Here is a 14390-nt window from a genome sequence, read left to right as displayed (position 1 = left end):
TCGATACATTTATAAAATCCGAATGCTTAAAAAGAATAGATTTGCCCGCCTTATTCGCGTCATTATCGGCACGGGTAACGATGGTAAGCTAACGCCATTCTCACAAACTGTATTCACAACTCGTGCAAACCAAGAACGTCAGTAAAATTAAATCGATACCGGCGGATCAAGAACAGCTCAAGCTGGCATTCGCAGCTTTTAACGAAGCATCGGAACAGCTATCCGGCGTCTATCAGCATTTACAGCGTCAAGTGGCGCAGCTCACCCGTGAACTGGCGCTGGCCAACGGCGAATTGCACAAACAGTTACTGGCGAAAGAAAATCTGTCGCAGCAGTTAAGTCTCTTATTGAATGCACTACCGGGCGGCGTAATCGCATTGGACGCTCAAGAATGCATCGAACAAGTCAATCCGGCCGCTATCGCCATTCTCGGCCAATCCCTGGTCGGATTGAGCTGGCAACAAGTTGTGCAAGAACGTTTATCGCCCACCGCGATCATTGACGAGTGGCTGTTAAAACATGAACACAGCGTGCAACCGCGACGCATCCGCATCGGCAGCAGTGCAACCGATCCGGCCGGCAGACGGATTCTGCTGGTAAACGACATCACGGAAGCCTACGCCATGCAGGAACGGATCCGGCGCAACCAACGCCTGACTGCCATGGGCGAAATGGCGGCCAACCTTGCGCATCAGTTACGCACACCGCTCTCGACCGCGTTGTTGTATGCCAATCACTTGGGAAGCGATGCACTGACTCTCGACGAGCGGCACAAATTCGCAACCAAAACCATTGAACGCTTGCATCATCTGGAACAATTAACCAAGGATATGCTTCGTTTTGTCAAAGGCGAAGCAAGACGGCGCGAGCATGTCGTCGTCAGCGATTTGCTGGCCGAGCTGCACCAGGTTGTCGAACCGCAAATGGCGCAGCGGGATTTGCAGTTCATTGTCGATGACCAAAGCGCGGCAGAAACCATGATTACGGATCATCAAGCTTTATGCGGCGCCATGATCAATCTGCTGGAAAATGCCATGCAAGCATCGGCTCCGGGCGGACAAATTACGCTCGCCAGCCGGTTGGAAGAAAAAAACATCATCTTCACTGTTCATGATGATGGACCCGGTATCGATGCGGCATTGCAAGAAAGATTATTCGAGCCTTTTTTCACCACGCGCGCGGAAGGCACCGGTTTAGGCTTGGCCATTGTCCGCGGTGTCATCGAATCCATGGGTGGCAGCGTGCAGGTGAATTCAGCACTGTGCAAGGGCAGTGAATTTTTGATCCGGCTACCCAAGAGCAAAGGAGATGAATCATGAGAGCACTGCCGATTCTGGTGGTTGAAGACGATGAGGATTTGCTGGAAGCCATTTGCGCCACGATGAAACTGGCCGGATATAAGACTTTGGCGGCCGCAAACGGCAATGATGCCATGGCTGTTCTGCAACAATCATCCATCGGCATGGTGGTCAGCGACGTACAAATGAAACCCGTCGACGGATTTACGTTATTGAAAAGTATCAAGGCGTTCGATCCCGAGCTGCCGGTATTGCTGATGACTGCATACGGTGATGTGGAAAAAGCGGTTGCCGCCATGCAAACCGGCGCTTGCGATTATTTGCTGAAGCCGTTCGATCCGGATAATCTGCTCGCGCATGTCAAACGGCATGTTTTATCCCACCCGGAACAGGATGACAAAGTCGTCGCCAAAGATCCGCGCACGCGGGCATTGCTATCTCTGGCGAAACGCGTCGCACAATCACCCGCCACTGTCATGCTGACGGGAGAAAGCGGTTGCGGCAAGGAAGTCATCGCACGCTATATTCATCAGCATTCGGCGCGTGCCGGAAAATCGTTTGTCGCGATCAATTGCGCGGCTATTCCGGAGAATCTGCTGGAAGCCACATTGTTCGGTTACGAGAAAGGCGCTTTCACCGGCGCAGCGCAAGCACAACCCGGAAAGTTCGAACAAGCGCAGGGCGGCACGCTATTGCTGGACGAAGTTTCGGAAATGCCATTGGAGCTGCAAGCCAAATTGCTACGCGTGCTGCAGGAAAGAGAAGTGGAGCGCGTCGGCGGGCATAAAACGATCAAATTGGACATCCGCGTTCTGGCGACTTCCAACCGCGACATGATGGCGACGGTTAAAAGCGGCCGGTTCCGTGAAGACTTGTATTACCGGCTCAATGTATTTCCGATCGAAATCCCATCATTGCGGGAACGGCCGTTGGACATCGAACCCCTGGCGCAGCGGGTGCTTGCGGAAGCAACCGCCGGTCCCGGTCACGCCGCCTGCACAATGACAAAAGCGGCAATTGACAAGTTAACGCGCTACTCCTGGCCGGGTAACGTCAGGGAACTGGAAAATATCATGCAGCGCGCGATGATTCTGGCGGCGGATGAGCTCATCGATGCGGAACATATTCATTTGCCGCACGCTGATCCCGTCCGGCAAGCGGATGAAGCCAATGAAGCCGATGCGGAGCCATCTTCCGAGGATATCAAGACGCTCGAACGGAAACATATACTGGAAACTTTGGCTGCTGTTAATGGTTCGCGCAAACTGGCCGTAAAGAAACTAGGTATTTCCGAACGAACTTTGCGTTATAAATTGCAACAATACCGCATGACCAGTTAACCACGGATTTCCTATACAACAGATGCGCATGATTTGATAAAATTTTCAAATATTTATAATTTTGCAAGAAACAGCAAAAATTGACAGTGGAGTAAAGCATGGACAAATCCGGGATTGATAGCATTTTGCAGCAATTGCAAGCAACGTCGGCGCTTGCTTCCGGTGTAAAAAAATCAGCGGGCGCGGACGAAGTTGCGGGTGTCGATTTCAGCGAAAAGCTGAAAGCGGCTGTCGATCAAGTCAACACGGCACAAAAAAGTGCGGATAAGCTCAGTGAGCAATTCGTCAGCGACCAGTCAAACGTCGATTTGCATGAAGTGATGATCTCGTTGCAAAAAGCCAATGTGTCCTTTCAATCCATGGTCCAGGTTCGTAATAAACTGGTCACCGCCTATCAGGAAATCATGAACATGCAGGTTTAAAACTCGCGGACCAGCCTCCAACCTCATTCCATTCACTCTTCCATCGTCATTTCCAGTTCCAGCCAGTTTTCCTCGAGTTCGGCCACTTTTTTCTCGAGCGCCGCATGAGTGGTGCTGAGTTGATCAATTTCCTCACGCGAACAGTTTGCGTAAGTAGCCGGATCGGCTAGGCGGCGGTTCGCTTCGGCCAATTCTTTTTGCGCAATCGACAATGCAACTTCGAGTTTAGCTTGCTTGGAAAGCAAAAATTTTTTATTTGGCTTGGCCGGTGTTTTAAGCTGCGGTTTTTGCACCGCCGCTTTTGTTTCCGTGGCTTCTCGGGAACGGCGCGCTTCCAGCCAGTTTTTGTAATCTTCCAGATCACCGTCCAGCAACTGCGCTTGGCCGTCCGCCACCAGCCACAATTCATCCGCCACCGCACGCACCAGGCTGCGATCGTGCGAAACCAGTACCACCGCGCCAGTATAAGCCTCCAATGCCAATGTCAGCGCATCGCGCATGTCCAAGTCCAAATGATTGGTCGGTTCATCCAGTAACAGCAAATGCGGTTTCTGCCAGGCCAATAACGCTAGCGCCAAACGGCTTTTTTCCCCGCCGGAGAAACTGGCGACCGGACGGTTCTCGCCGTCCCCGCCCAAACCGAACCGGCCCAGAAATTTCCGCAGATCCAGCTCGGTTTGCGCCGGTGCCAGTTTCTGCATGTGTTCCAAAGGCGTTGCCGCACTGTCGAGATTTTCCAGCTGATGCTGTGCAAAGTAGCCGATGCGGATATTTTGCGCCCATTCCAATGAACCAGTTGCCGGCTGGATTTCTCCGGTCAGCAGCTTGATCAACGTGGACTTCCCCGCGCCGTTCGGTCCGAGCAGCACAATGCGCGCACCCGCTTGCAATACCAGATTGACACGCTGAAACAACACCCGGTCGTCATAACCAAAGCTCATGTCTTTAACGCGCAGCAATACATCCGGGCTGCGCTCCGGCGCTTCGATCTGCAGTGCGAAATGACCATCCTCACTGTGCACCGGCGCCAAACGGGTCAAGCGCTCCAGTGCCTTGATGCGGCTTTGCGCTTGCTTGGCCTTGGTCGCCTTGGCGCGGAAGCGGCGCACAAAATCTTCCATATGCGCGATTTGTCTTTGCTGCTGCTGCAAGGCTTGCGCATGTTGCAGCAGCCGTTCGGCGCGCGCGCGCTCGAAATCGTCATAATTGCCGCTATAACCGTCAATTTGCCGGTTGTGGATATGCGCGATGCGGTTGACGCATGCATTGAGAAACTCACGATCGTGCGATACCACGATTAAACTGCCCGGATAACGCGCCAGATATTGCTCCAGCCACAGAATCGCTTCCAGATCTAAATGATTGGTCGGTTCATCGAGCAGCAGCAAATCGGCGCGATGCATCAAAGCGCGCGCCAGATTCAAGCGCATCCGCCAGCCGCCGGAAAAATGATTCACCGGCCGTTCCAGCGTGGAACTGGCGAAACCCAATCCATTTAATAGCTGCGCTGCACGCGCCTGCGCTGTATAACCGTCGATCACCTCATAGCGTTGCTGCGCCTCAAACCAGGCATCATTATGCTCGGCCTGCGCCAAAATTTTTTCCAGGCGGCGCAATTCGACATCACCATCCAAAACAAACGCAATGGCGGACTGATCGGAATTGACGATTTCCTGTTCAACGAAGGCAACGGTTTTACCGGACTGCAAACTGACATCCCCGCCATCCGGCTTGATCTCGCCGCGAATCAGCCGGAATAACGTGGACTTACCGCATCCGTTTTTACCGACCAAGCCTACGCGCTGATCGGCAAAAATCGGCAAATTGCAATTTTCCAGTAATGGGATTCCGCCTTGCAGATAAGTCAAAGCCTGTATATTCAGCATAACATCTTGAGAATTTTAGAACACCCGATTGAGCGGCTTAAAAAAAGAAATGTGCGATCATACACGATATGCATGATCATTTATCCAAGTTCGGTGCAAACCCAGTGAGTATGCGTTACCCGACAATCCAATGACTTCACAGAAACCAGACAAAGATATAACCATATGATAGTTAAAACATAATCATAGTGTTAAATTATTAGGCAGATTGAGAATTCTCTTTATGGTTCGTAAAGTTAATGCTCAAATACGAGCTTTATGCACAATGTTATCCACAAAAAATGTGGATAAATGAAAATTGAACAGCATAAAGAAGGCGGTACTTTAAGGAAATGCCGACTAATTCGATGAACGCGATGAAACGCGAGACACGCGGAACGCAGTGATCGAGACATATCATTGAGATGGACGAGGACGCGAATGCTACGCAACAAAACGATTCGCTCGTGCAATCAATTCATCAGCGTTTCCTTAAGAGCTGGAGCCAATTTTTGGATGAAATCTTGCCCGCTCAGTGCAAATAAATCGTAACCGGCATGCCATTGATTAAGCGGTTTTTGACACTTTCAACGAACTCCATTTGCGCCAATATGGCGAATTGCACAGCCTCCAAGGGATTGATTTCAACTGGAGCCGATTTTTGCATGACACCCGGCACGGAAATTATTTTAGCTTTAGCTTTCTCGCCGTTAGGAAATTTGACCGTGACAGTTTGCCCCACCACCGCATAATCCTGATATTTCGGCGGAATATAGGCGTCGATATGCGCTTTGTCAGGAAATATAATTTCCAGCAAAGGCTGGCCGCGCCCCAGAAATTCCCCGGGTTGAGCGAACAGTTCCGTCACCATACCGTTTCCGGCCGGTGCAATGAGATTTAACTGATAAATTTGATCTTGAATCTTGTCGAATTCCAGTTGCAGTTGATTAATCCGGTTTGAGATCAAGCGTATTTCCGGCGACTGGCCATGCTCCTGACTATATACCCTGTCTCGTTCCATACGCTCCGCTCTCTCAAGCGCCGCCAGATTTTCCAGAGCTGAATGATGCTGACTCCGCGCTGATGCAACTTCGGCTTGCGTTGCAGCGCCCTGCTTGAATAGCGATTCGTACTGGCGCAAGCGCTGATAGGAAAAATTTTTCTGTTCCTGGGCAAACTTCATCAACTCTGTTGAACTTGTTCTACCGTGATCAGCCCGTAACAGCATTTTGTGCTTCTCTTGCACCAAGGCATCGAGCTCGACTTGCAGCCGGTCGCGATTGTCGAGTAGTGTGGTATTAACCATTTCAGCCAAGCGCGAGCCTTCGGATGCCGTTTGCAGCGGCTCGACAAATAATTGCTGCACATAACCATCGGCCGCAGCACGCATGGTAAAACTCGGCAACCGGATGCGGCCGTTGGCCTCAATGTTGATCGCATCCCACGCAATGACCCCCAGCAGATAAACGATTGGCAGACTGGATATCGCAATAATCAAATACCAGCGCCACGGCTTGGCGGAACGTTTAGCCGCACTGTATTGAACCCGTAACCCGCGGTCGATGTCCGGTGCTTTACTTTCCGGTTGATTAAAGCGTATTTTCATGAAGATAGCTCTCCAAGTCTTGCCATGATTGAATAACGAGCCCGCTGAAATTGGCTGCCTTGAGCTGATCCTGCAATCGTTTCATCGCATCGATGAAAATGGATTGCGGTTTGTGCGCATAACTGTTTTCCGGACCCAATTCCCGTTCCAGGCTTTGCGCCAGGCTGAATGCCAAATCCGGATGTTGCTGCATGGCTGATTTCAGCACGGTAACAATATTCGCCAGATTCAGCGAGTAGTACATGACGATAATTTCTTTGACTCCTGCCACTTTCAATTCGCATGGCAGACAAATATCGAAAGACGATGCCTTCGTCAGATAACGCGGATGCATGCTGAAGCCTACCGGCCACGGCGAAATGGCGGATACCTGGCGAACCGTTTCGATCAGTTCTTCCAGCCGCGCTTTTCCAGACAATTCCGCCACGAGTTGATCCGGCTCGATATCGAGGTGCAGACCGTCAAAATTGATGTTGCTGAGTTTCTTGACAAATTGCAGCAGCTTGCCGCGCTGCGCGGGCAAAATCCAATCGGGATCACCCAGCAGCAATTCAACCTTTTTCCCCCGCCGGTGCGCATCCGTCAGAAACTTTTTCAACCGCGCGGGATTTTCCGCAATCCTGGAAATTTGCCGTCCGTTCAGAGAAATCAGGAAGCGATCGATTTCGATAGCCTGATTCTTCTTCCACAGGTCCGGTTGGGCAATTAATTGGTCAAAATTCCACACATACGCGGCCAAGCGGCCGGAAGAAACTTGGGTATCCGCTGCGGCCGGTTGATTAACGCGCTTTGCTGATACCCGCTTTTCGCCGCCGGCGAGAAACGATACCGCTTGATGCAGCGGCTCCATCAGTTTGTTTAAGTTGATTTCCGGATGAAGATTCCTTCCTTTGGTTTCCAGCAACGAAATAAATTGCCGCAACCGGATATGCAATTTCCATTGCTCCGATTCCGTTTCGACATTTTCGATCGCAATCCGGTAATAGGTATTGACTGCTTGAAAGTATTTCTCGATGACATCTCCATCCATCACCCGCAGGCGCAAATTCCGTTCGCGAATCAATTCCCGCGCCGCTTCCAGTCGCGTATGCTGAAATTTGATTTGTTGCGCCAGCTGCTGATAGCTGCTGAGCAAGGCGCGGAATTCATGCTGCAACTCCTGATCCCGGTGAGTGTAATCCGCGCGCAGGCTGATCAATTGACTGTTTAACCGGGATTCTTCATTTTTCCGCAGGCTCATAATTTCGAGCGGCATTCTGAAATTAAAACCGACCGATCCGCCATAGCCGAGCTGCATCGATTCGGGCGATGGATGCGGAATGGCCGGACCGCCGAAAGCAGTCGCGTTGACATCGGACTCAATCCCGCGCCAATTTTCCTTTTCTTTGGTATTTTGAGTGTTGTCTATACGGGCCTGCAGTATTTTCAGATCCAGTTGCTCGACATCCATGAGCGTACTGTTTTCAATTTCATGCAGCTCCGGTTTGATCGCCTCAAAGGGGGAAATTCTGGCATTCGTCAAATACCCCAGCCTGATTAACGCTTGATCGCGGTTATTGCTGAATTCTATTTGTGACCGCTCGGCGCGATCGAAGGCTGAAAGAAACTCGAGATAATCCGACATGAACAACAAACCCGCTTCACGGCGTTTATGCAGAATGTCGGCCACACCATCGTCGCGCAGTCGCAGGTAGGCTTCCGTCAAAGCCAGCATCTTTTTTGCGCTCCAATAGGCGGCATAGTTTTCTTCCAGGAAAAGTTTCGCCAGCCGTTTGCTCCAATCCAGCCGGATACCTTCGATTTTCACCTGGGTTGCCGCATCGTCAATCGCCCGCTGCTGCCGCTCGGCACTGCCCAGCAACGGATAACGCACACCGATCCGGCCCAGCGGATCAAAAAAGTGCCCGAAAGGCTCGCGAGCAAACGGGCTTTTTTGATAACCCCCGGACACCCCGCCGAATATTTCCCAGCCCTTCTGCGCTTCCTGCACATGCAATTGCGACTGCTGCGCATCCAAATCCGCTTTCGCTTTCAGTACGGTTGCCGCCTCATCCAGATTCGCGTAAAACTCGGTCAGCGTCCTCACTTCGGCGGCTGCATTGGCCGTCAGCATCAGCACCAGCGCGAGCGCGAGCAGCAAGAAAAAACGCACTTTACTGTTTTCCCTTTTTCAGCACCCACAACGGTGCCATCGCAGAATCCAGATGACCTTTATTGAGTATCTGATTCAAAATCGCAAAAGTGCTCCATACCCGCGAAATAAACTGAAACAGCGGATAAACCGGCAGAATTAACATGGCTTCGCAGTCCTGCCATTTTCTGTCCGAGATAAGCGCAAGATAGAAAATATACTGCAACGTAATCAGACTCAGATAGAACATATAAACCAGCATCATGTTCAACAGAAAAGTATAGATAGGAAGTTTTATCGCCATATAGATGGTATAAATCACGATCGAGAAAGGCATGACGATCTGAAACAAGATCCCGTACCATAGTAGAAATATGAAATTGCTCCACCCCATAGTCGCAGCGGAAATTCCGTACTTGTGCTTATTCGAGTAGATGTACCAAAGATCGCCATCCCAGCGTAAGCGTTGCTTGAGAAAATCCTGAAAACTCTCCGGCACATCGGTATGCGAAACCGCACCGGGTTCAAATTCGATCTGCAAGTGCGGATAACGCCTGTGGTATTGTTTGATACGCAACGTCAGATCAAGATCTTCGGCAGTCCCGGTATTCCATCCGCCGATTTTTTGTATAAAAGATTTTCTGAAAATACCGAAAGCCCCGGGTACGTTGTTAATGACATTCAGCTTTGCGAATCCTAACTTGCCCACCTGCATGGTCAGCATATATTCCAGACTCTGCAACCGGGTGACGAGCGTATTCCGGGCATTACGCACGCGCATCGGGCCGGTAACCGCCACGATGCCAGGATTGCGAAAGTGCGATACTGCAGAATTCACCATTTGATTGTCGAACGACGTATCGCCATCCAATGCAAAAAAAATCTCACCCTGCGCCCGGTTCAAGCCGGCATTCAATGACGAGACTCTGCCGCCGCGTTGAATTTTTGGGATAATGATCAACGAGCGCTTGGTGTAATTCGCAGTCACGGGTGTGAGTTCCTTCAACGCTTGATAGGTCGCGATATTTTTTTGCACGCCATCGACCATCGCAATGACTTCAATATGTCCCGGATAAATTTGCTCCAGCAAAGAAATCACCGTACCTTGCACCGCCTTTCCTTCCGCGTAACAGGTAATCGCACAAGTAACCTTAGGATAATACGGAAGGGACACCGGTGCCTCTGCCGATTTCCTGAACAAATAGCGGAAAACGCTCATCCAATTGAGAAAATACAGCGGCAATTCAAAAAACAGTACGAACGGAATCAGCATGAATACATACTGCACATCTTGATAACGCGATGTAGCAAGAAGGAAAAACGACCATGCCTGATGCAAACTATCCATGAACTATAGTAATTCACCGGAAAGACGCGCCAGAAGAAGCTCGGCATTTTCCTTGCCGGTAATATTTTGCGAAGAAATGCTGATAAAGCGGAAATCCAATTTATGCTCACTTTCTTCCAGCAGTACTTTCATGCTGTTCTCAATACGCCGGTGAAAACCGATCAACCCCTGTTCATCGGTATTCGGTAACAGCAGCCACAGCATGTTCTCTGCCGTTCGCGTGGAAAGATCGGGGGTACGCAACAAGCTTCGCAAACGTTGCGCAAAGGATTCGAGCATTTGCAGCAAGCGCGCATGGTTAAACAGCTCCACCAAATCCGGCAAATTGGCAAAATAGATGCCGAATAAACTGAAGTGCACATTGGGATAACGCTGCGACGTCACCATCATCCAATCGAGGTCATGAATAAACAGCTCGCGGGAAACGAAGTCGAGTTGATCGAACCCCGAAGACAAATCGAATACTTCACCGCGAAAAGCAATCGTCCTGCCTTTATCGCTCAAGCGCCAGCTGTGCACCTCATTCAGAATGAGATCACCGGGCTTCATCTCTTTTTCACACATCGCGCAGCGCACCTGCACATCGCCTTCTATGAAAGTTTGGCTGCACGATTGACAGCGATAGTTTTCGATCGGCCGGTCATAATCGCTGCCGATATGCCGCAGATGCGTATGGCACTTGGGGCAAACCAAGGTACCGCTATGCATGAATCTATCCTGCACATCGACGCAGCCACAGGTGAAGCAATGCAAAGAAGCTTGCAGTTTGATGTCTATCGACAGACAGTTGGGACATACATCGATAAAACTCAAATGCGCCGAGCGGCAATAAGCGCATTCGCGCTGCCGGTCAAGCATCATCAAAGCTTCGATTATTTTGCTATTGGCGAGATTACGCAACCATTCGAAAGAATCGGATCCGTCCTGACTCAACGCTTCCAGCAACGGATAACGGTAGAAACGCGGATACTGCCACTCATGGTGCGGCTGCAGAATAAAATCCGGGCGCAGCCATAAATATTTGATCAGCCGCCCTTGGTGTGTGATATAGGTCTCATTACTCTTCAGCGATTTCTGCAAATCTTCAACTTGATTGACCGCTTCCAGCAAAACCGATGGTTGCGGTAATTGACCGTCCAGTAGCAAATTATCGAACGGGGCAACCGGATCGGTTGCAAAACACAATGATGCAAAAATTTCGTTATCTCTGCGTATTTTTGCGAGAACTGAAGAAATGAATTGTTTATCTTTCCCTACGATGACAAACGCGGAGGGATTGACTCTATTTTGTTCCCAATCTGAAAAATCACTGAAATGGCAAACTTCGAAATGATCTTTGTAATGATCCGGTAAGTCGTTCTTTTCTCGGGAGAAGAAAATAAGCATCGTTAGCTTTGAATAATCTTAAACTATTTATCTGGCTGATTACGCAAGAAATATTTAAGATTAATTATATATCATTATCTTATACAAACAATCTAGCGCATTTTCTTACCATTATACTCAAATATTCCTACATGGATATTTTGAATAAAGCAAATATTCGGCTTTATTTCGATGGATTGAAAAGAAAATTTTTCTGATATGCGATGCAAAAAATACTCATGCAATTGCAGCCACAACTCATCGTGTCTCTTGGCTGATAATTTTTTCCTTGACATTGCAAATAATCCACAGCCCGGGATGATTATAAAAATTCTTTCCAACAATTTCGCATTAGGATGAGAAATATCCCGTAACTATATGATAAGTGTCACATAATGATTATGTCAGATAATGAGCAAAATCAAAAAAATCCTTAGGAATAGGTAAGTTAAGAACACAAATCAGACAACTATTCACAAAGTTATCCACAATACTTTCAGATAATGAATACTGTGCTTTAAGAAGCAAGAAAAATGTTGGCTATGAAACCGGTGCTTCCGGTGAGAATCGACACTTGGTTAACTAAGTTAACTAAACCAAGATGAACATGTCGTTTGCCTGCAATTTTACCGCACGTTCAATGATTTTTTTGATCACTTCAGAGTGGTGCCGAGAGGGGGAATCGAACCCCCATGATGTCACCATCGCGGGATTTTGAGTCCCGTGCGTCTACCAATTCCGCCATCTCGGCCAAACAATTTGACTGTTTTTGAATAAACAGAAGGCGCAATTATTACTGAAAACCAGTGGTACAGCAAGCCGCATGGGCGGAAAACATCCGTCACCTGTATAATACCGGCATGAAGACTCAGGATTTTGATTTCCACCTGCCCACCGAACTGATCGCACAATACCCCACCGAGCAACGTACCGGCAGCCGCTTACTCTATCTTGATAGCAACAATAATCGCTGGCAGGATACGTTATTTTCCAATCTGCCCGATTACCTGCGTGCCGGGGATGTAATGGTGTTTAACGATACGCAAGTGATCAAAGCACGCTTATTCGGCAAGAAAAACAGTGGCGGAAAAGTAGAAGTCATGGTGGAACGGATACTCGATGACCGCCATGTTTTAGCGGCTATCCGTGCCAGCCATGCCCCCAAACCGGATTCTACCCTCCTGCTAGCGAGTGCCATACCGGTAACCGTCATTACGCGCGAGCAGGAATTTTATACCTTGCGCTTCGAACATGAAAAAACGGTTGCGGAATTACTCAAACGCTACGGCCAACTGCCGTTACCCCCTTACATCAGCCGCCCGGCAACGGCGGCGGACGAGGCGCGTTATCAAACCGTGTACGCAAGGAATACGGGGGCTGTCGCAGCGCCGACAGCCGGGCTGCATTTTGATACCGGCATGATGGATCACCTGCGTGCGATGGGTGTTATCACCACCTACGTCACATTGCATGTCGGCGCAGGCACATTTCAACCGGTGCGGGTCGAAAACATCGCCGATCACGCCATGCACGGCGAAACCTACCATATCCCTCAGAACACCGTGGACGCAATCCGGCAAGCCAGACAGGCAGGCAAGCGCATTCTGGCTGTCGGTACGACATCGCTGCGGGCGCTGGAATCTTGCGCTGCGCTGCATCACGGTGAATTGGTCGCAGGCTATGGCGATACGCGGATTTTCATTACTCCGGGATATCATTTCCAAGTGGTCGAGCGCTTATTGACCAACTTCCATTTACCCTGCTCGACATTACTGATGCTGGTTTGCGCTTTTGCCGGTATGGACAATATCCAGCGTGCTTATCAGCATGCGGTGGACGAACGCTACCGTTTTTTCAGTTATGGAGACGCTATGTTGATTGATAAAGAATCATGAAATTCCAGCTGCATTGCACCGATAAAGCAGCGCGCCGCGGCACGCTGACCTTGGCGCACGGTACGGTTGAGACACCGGTTTTCATGCCGGTGGGCACCTACGGTGCAGTCAAAAGCATGCCGCCTGCCGCGCTGCAAGCGACACAGGCACAGATTATTTTAGGTAATACCTTCCACCTGTGGCTGCGCCCCGGACTGGAGGTTATCGAAGCGCATAACGGATTGCACGATTTCATGAGCTGGCACGGTCCGATACTGACCGACTCGGGCGGATTTCAAGTTTTCAGCCTGGGTGAGCTGCGCAAAATTACCGAACAAGGTGTTCATTTCAAATCACCCGTCAATGGGGATAACTGCTTTTTATCGCCGGAAGAATCGATGCGGATTCAACGCACGCTCAATTCCGATATCGTGATGATCTTTGATGAATGCACGCCTTATCCGGCGGATGAAACCACTGCGCGGTTATCGATGGAACTCAGTCTGCGCTGGGCGGAACGCTCCAAACAAGCACATCTCGGCAATCCGAACGCCTTGTTCGGCATCGTGCAAGGCGGCATGCATGAGCATCTGCGTGATCAGTCATTCACCGGTTTGCAGTCCATCGGTTTTGACGGTTACGCGATCGGCGGATTATCCGTCGGCGAACCCAAGGCGGATATGCAGCGCATCCTGACCCATACGGCGCCGCTGCTGCCCGTCGATAAGCCGCGTTATTTGATGGGTGTCGGTACACCGGCAGATATCGTGCATGCCGTAGCACAAGGCATCGATATGTTCGACTGCGTGCTGCCGACGCGCAATGCCCGCAATGGCTGGTTGTATACCCGCCATGGCATCATCAAATTGCGCAACAGCCGTTACCGGTTGGATACGTCGCCACCCGACGAACACTGCGGTTGTTATACCTGCCGGCATTTCAGCCGCGCCTATTTGCACCATCTGCAGCGCATTAATGAAATGCTGGGCGCGCATTTAAATACCGTCCACAATCTGTTTTATTATCAGCAATTGATGGCGGAAATCCGTAGCGCCATAGAAAACAATCAATTTGAAGAATATGCACAAGAATTTCTGGCCTAGGGGGTCATCATGCTAATATGTACCCTTTTTAGAAAAGG

10 protein-coding genes and 1 tRNA gene are annotated in these 14390 nt (G+C 49.9%); 5 read left to right on the top strand and 6 right to left on the bottom strand.

Features of this window, described 5'->3' with window-relative positions; all coding sequences use genetic code 11:
* Window positions 1–122 precede the first annotated feature (122 nt).
* The 3 genes from HRU78_01610 (at window position 123) to fliE (ending at window position 3060) form a co-directional block, all read left to right on the top strand.
* Complete coding sequence (locus HRU78_01610; protein QOJ22499.1) at window positions 123–1319, top strand: PAS domain-containing protein; 1197 nt, start codon at window positions 123–125, stop codon at window positions 1317–1319.
* Complete coding sequence (locus tag HRU78_01605; GenBank protein QOJ22498.1) at window positions 1316–2638, top strand: sigma-54-dependent Fis family transcriptional regulator; 1323 nt, start codon at window positions 1316–1318, stop codon at window positions 2636–2638. The genes HRU78_01610 and HRU78_01605 overlap by 4 nt, the downstream gene beginning before the upstream one ends.
* Window positions 2639–2736: 98 nt before the next feature.
* Window positions 2737–3060, top strand: a complete 324-nt coding sequence (gene fliE, locus HRU78_01600) for a flagellar hook-basal body complex protein FliE (protein QOJ22497.1) — start codon at window positions 2737–2739, stop codon at window positions 3058–3060.
* 32 nt (window positions 3061–3092) lie between these two features.
* Here the strand turns inward: fliE and HRU78_01595 are convergent, their stop codons facing one another.
* The 6 genes from HRU78_01595 to HRU78_01570 form a co-directional block, all read right to left on the bottom strand.
* Window positions 3093–4946: an ATP-binding cassette domain-containing protein gene (locus tag HRU78_01595; GenBank protein QOJ22496.1), complete on the bottom strand. Its 1854-nt coding sequence runs from the start codon at window positions 4944–4946 to the stop codon at window positions 3093–3095.
* A gap of 511 nt (window positions 4947–5457) precedes the next feature.
* Window positions 5458–6531 (bottom strand): HlyD family efflux transporter periplasmic adaptor subunit, encoded by a 1074-nt coding sequence (locus HRU78_01590; GenBank protein ID QOJ22495.1) that lies wholly within the window; start codon window positions 6529–6531, stop codon window positions 5458–5460.
* A complete protein-coding gene (locus HRU78_01585; GenBank protein ID QOJ24863.1) occupies window positions 6515–8644 on the bottom strand; it encodes a TolC family protein in 2130 nt (709 codons plus the stop codon). Before HRU78_01585 ends, HRU78_01590 begins: the two co-directional genes overlap by 17 nt.
* Window positions 8645–8684: 40 nt before the next feature.
* Window positions 8685–10010, bottom strand: coding sequence for a glycosyltransferase family 2 protein (locus HRU78_01580; protein ID QOJ22494.1), 1326 nt, complete (start codon window positions 10008–10010; stop codon window positions 8685–8687).
* A gap of 3 nt (window positions 10011–10013) precedes the next feature.
* Complete coding sequence (locus HRU78_01575) at window positions 10014–11396, bottom strand: GGDEF domain-containing protein (GenBank protein ID QOJ22493.1); 1383 nt, start codon at window positions 11394–11396, stop codon at window positions 10014–10016.
* 643 nt (window positions 11397–12039) lie between these two features.
* Window positions 12040–12126, bottom strand: a tRNA-Leu gene (locus HRU78_01570).
* 109 nt (window positions 12127–12235) lie between these two features.
* Between HRU78_01570 and queA the strand changes: the two genes are divergently transcribed.
* A complete protein-coding gene (queA, locus tag HRU78_01565) occupies window positions 12236–13270 on the top strand; it encodes a tRNA preQ1(34) S-adenosylmethionine ribosyltransferase-isomerase QueA (protein QOJ24862.1) in 1035 nt (344 codons plus the stop codon).
* A complete protein-coding gene (tgt, locus tag HRU78_01560) occupies window positions 13267–14352 on the top strand; it encodes a tRNA guanosine(34) transglycosylase Tgt (GenBank protein ID QOJ22492.1) in 1086 nt (361 codons plus the stop codon). Before queA ends, tgt begins: the two co-directional genes overlap by 4 nt.
* Window positions 14353–14390 lie beyond the last annotated feature (38 nt).

Source organism: Gammaproteobacteria bacterium (assembly GCA_015709635.1).
GTDB lineage: Bacteria > Pseudomonadota > Gammaproteobacteria > Burkholderiales > Nitrosomonadaceae > Nitrosomonas.
Note: the sequence above shows the minus strand (reverse complement) of the source record. Positions and strands in the feature narration are given on the sequence as shown.

What these genes read in the sequence shown, in the direction of transcription:
- HRU78_01580 (QOJ22494.1), bottom strand. Translation starts at nt 10,010, where the DNA reads ATGGATAGTTTGCATCAGGCATGGTCGTTTTTCCTTCTTGCTACATCG.
- tgt (QOJ22492.1), top strand. Translation starts at nt 13,267, where the DNA reads ATGAAATTCCAGCTGCATTGCACCGATAAAGCAGCGCGCCGCGGCACG.
- HRU78_01605 (QOJ22498.1), top strand. Translation starts at nt 1,316, where the DNA reads ATGAGAGCACTGCCGATTCTGGTGGTTGAAGACGATGAGGATTTGCTG.
- HRU78_01575 (QOJ22493.1), bottom strand. Translation starts at nt 11,396, where the DNA reads ATGCTTATTTTCTTCTCCCGAGAAAAGAACGACTTACCGGATCATTAC.
- fliE (QOJ22497.1), top strand. Translation starts at nt 2,737, where the DNA reads ATGGACAAATCCGGGATTGATAGCATTTTGCAGCAATTGCAAGCAACG.
- HRU78_01585 (QOJ24863.1), bottom strand. Translation starts at nt 8,644, where the DNA reads ATGCTGACGGCCAATGCAGCCGCCGAAGTGAGGACGCTGACCGAGTTT.
- HRU78_01590 (QOJ22495.1), bottom strand. Translation starts at nt 6,531, where the DNA reads ATGAAAATACGCTTTAATCAACCGGAAAGTAAAGCACCGGACATCGAC.
- queA (QOJ24862.1), top strand. Translation starts at nt 12,236, where the DNA reads ATGAAGACTCAGGATTTTGATTTCCACCTGCCCACCGAACTGATCGCA.
- HRU78_01595 (QOJ22496.1), bottom strand. Translation starts at nt 4,946, where the DNA reads ATGCTGAATATACAGGCTTTGACTTATCTGCAAGGCGGAATCCCATTA.